Origin of the sequence: Alcanivorax xiamenensis, from assembly GCF_009846745.1 — a bacterium.
GTDB classification, from domain to species: Bacteria; Pseudomonadota; Gammaproteobacteria; order Pseudomonadales; family Alcanivoracaceae; genus Alloalcanivorax; species Alloalcanivorax xiamenensis.
On the sequence record NZ_AQPF01000098.1, the window covers coordinates 1 to 2,857 of the forward strand.

At 61.7% G+C, this 2,857-nt stretch carries 3 protein-coding genes and 1 pseudogene; all 4 read right to left on the reverse strand.

Translation table 11 applies throughout. From position 1 onward, the window contains the following. Nucleotides 1–349: pseudogene (locus tag A6D6_RS21470) on the reverse strand (flagellar hook-length control protein FliK); the annotation flags it as partial. Further along, the gene (locus A6D6_RS21475) at nt 346–762 is read right to left on the reverse strand and encodes a flagellar protein FliT (RefSeq protein ID WP_159661837.1); all 417 of its coding nucleotides are present in this window, start codon (nt 760–762) and stop codon (nt 346–348) included. The pseudogene A6D6_RS21470 and the gene A6D6_RS21475, both read right to left, overlap by 4 nt. Continuing rightward, nucleotides 759–1,184 (reverse strand): flagellar export chaperone FliS, encoded by a 426-nt coding sequence (gene fliS, locus A6D6_RS21480; protein WP_159661838.1) that lies wholly within the window; start codon nt 1,182–1,184, stop codon nt 759–761. Before fliS ends, A6D6_RS21475 begins: the two co-directional genes overlap by 4 nt. Nucleotides 1,185–1,303: 119 nt before the next feature. Continuing rightward, nucleotides 1,304–2,653 carry a flagellar filament capping protein FliD gene (fliD, locus tag A6D6_RS21485; protein WP_159661839.1) on the reverse strand — a complete coding sequence of 450 codons (1,350 nt, stop codon included), beginning with the start codon at nt 2,651–2,653 and terminating at the stop codon, nt 1,304–1,306. Nucleotides 2,654–2,857 lie beyond the last annotated feature (204 nt).

A 2,857-nucleotide genomic window follows, 5' to 3' on the forward strand; every position in this document is an offset into this window, starting at 1 on the left:
GGGGCGCGGGGTAGCGGATCAAAAGATCGGCGATGGCGCGGGCGGCACCGCTGAAATGGGTTCTGGTGGATGCCGGTGTGGCGCCCGGGGTCAATACCGATGCGGGCGGCGGTGCCCGCTCCCCGGCCTTGGCGGCATCCCGGGCGTGGACCTCCGCTATCCCGGGTGATTTCGGCGACGGAGATTGAGGCGTCAATGGCGGACGCTCGTCCCGCCCCAATGCCTCGATGGCCTGCCCGGGCACCAAGGGGGTGACCGGTTGATTGAGCGGCGTTGGCGCCGGGCCATCCATCCGTCGCCCGAGCACCTGGTGCAGCAGGGTATCGAGCAACGGCGTGATGGTGCTCACGGCGTCCCTTTATGCAACGGGTCGCGATGAAAGCGCGCTCGGCCGTCCACCACCTGGGCGGAATGAGACTGATAGGTGCGATGCAGGTCCTGGCGGCGGCGGCTGGTGCCAAGCAGTTGATCAAGCTCGTCGCGACGTGCCATCAAGCAGCGGCGCACTTCCAGATCCTGTTCAAGAATCCGCTCCAGCAACGCCGCCTTGCGCTCCTGTTCTTCCACGTTGAAGGACAGATCCCGCTCGATGCGTGACAGACGATCCACCTCGAGAACATAACGGGACTGTTCATCCACCAGCGCCTCCCAATCCTTCTGCCGGACACAGGCCAGCATTCGGGTGGACTGGGCAAGCAGGGTTTCATAGCTTACCAACACCCCCTCGGGGGTCGGCACGGAGTCCGTTTTTTGATTACTCATACCCCCTCCGCGGAATGCCGTGGATCAATGTCGCGCCAGGCGGACCCGATATTTTCCAGCAGCTCCGCCGCTTGCCGCAGACGCTCGTCGTCATTATGCAGGTTGGCGGCCAGCAGCAGCCGCGCCACATAGTCATACAACGCCGCCAGGCGCTCGGCCAGCTCGCCGCCACGCTCCAGGTCAAGCGCGGCCTTCAGACCATTGTTGACGATGTCCAGCGCCTTGGAGATCGCGGCTCCTTTTTCCGCGGCGCGGCCGTCCTGCAAATGCAGGCGGGCGGTGCGGATGGCGCTTTGCGCTCCATCAAAAAGCAAGGTAATCAATTGGTGGGGACTGGCGGACATCACGCCACTCTCCACCCCCACTCTGGCGTAGGCGCCGGCTCCGCGTGCAAAGGCGGAATGACCACCGGTATTGTTCATGATCCGCGCTCCCAACCTGGCTTGGAAAGCCGGCCCGCCATGGACCAGTGAGCCGCTCTCGTCTCACCATACACCGCCATTTCGTCAGCCTCCCGGGTTCCGTTTACTGCTTTCGTTTTTTACTGCTTCAATTGCGCATTGAGCATGTCGAACTGCTGGGTCAAATAGCTGCTGGTGGCATTCATCTGCGCCACCATGCTGTCCAGTTTCTGGAACTGGGTACGATAACGCTCCACGGTGGCGGCGATGCTCTGCTCCATGCGGTCGTAGCGTTTCGACAGACTGTCGATGCTGGTCTGAAAGCCCTCGGTGACGCGATCGATCATGCCGTCATCCTCCAGCATGTCTTCCAGCGCGGAATCCAGCTTGCCGATCATGCCGTCGTCCTCGTCACGGCCAACAAAGAAACGGGACACCCCTTCCAGATTATTGCTGATGGCTTCGTCGAGATCGTCGTCATCCACCTTCAGGGTGCCATCCCGTTGCAGGGAGACCCCCAGGTCCGCCAGCACCCGGTATTCGCCTTCGTCCACGCCGGCACTCAGCACCCCGCGCAATTCGGACTCAATACGGCGCACCGTGGAATTCCCTATCAGCTCGCCACTTACGCCGGTTTCACTGTCGAAACGGGTCAGACTGCCGAGACTCTCCTTGAGGTTATTGAAGGCGGAGACGAAATCGTTGACCGCCTTTTTGATCGCATCCGTGTCCCGGGTGATATCCAGGCTGGATTCGCCTTCTTCCACCAGATTCAAGGTAACGCCCTGGATCGCGTCTTCCACCTTGTTACTCTGACTCTGCATGGCGATGCCGTTGATGGTGAATTCGGCGTTGCGGGCGGTCACCTCGGAGGCGCCATCCAGGGACAGCGCGGAACCCAGCCCGCCGGAGAAGCTGACGCCACTGATCGCCTCTTCCGTTCCGGTCTTCGTCGACGTCATCACCAGCCGGTAGGGCGTGCCGCTGCCGTCGTTGACGATGGAGGCCTGCACGCCCTTGTTCTGGTCATTGATGGCATCACGCAGATCCTTGAGGGAGCTCTTGTCCGCGCTCAAAGTGACCTCGAGGGATTCACCGTTGGCCAGATCGATGGAGACCGATCCCGCCCCCAGATCCGCATCCTTATCGGCCACCCCCTGGGTGGCGATACTGTAAGCGCGGGCACGCTGGGTCACATTGATATCGAAGCTGCCCAGCGCCACATCCGTACCGGTGGTGAAGGTGATCGATTCACCAGTCTGGCTGGTGGCCACGCTGCGGAAGCTGTCTTCTTCACCCAAGGTCTCGGCGGCGTCCTGGAACTTTGCCAGCGCGCTCTCCAGGGTACCGAAAGCGGAGATCTTGGCCTGATAGCTGGCCGCCTGATTGGTGATCGGAGTCAGTTTCTGCCGCTCGGCGGCCTCGAGCTGATCCAACAACCCGTTCAGATCCAGGCCGGACCCGACGCCTAAAGATGCGATGCTGGCCATAGTGCTTCCTTCTCCTGGCAGGAAAGTGAAACGGAAGGTGCAAAAGGGGACAGGCTCCTCCCCGGCGTGAGGCCTTCCGGATCCTCACCGCTTACCTCAGCTATCGGCCCCACCGCAGCGGACTTTAGCGTCTTTGGCAAAAAGTGAAGCGTCGATTAGAAGGAGGAATGCACGGTATCTCCGGACGCCGGACGCCGGACGCCG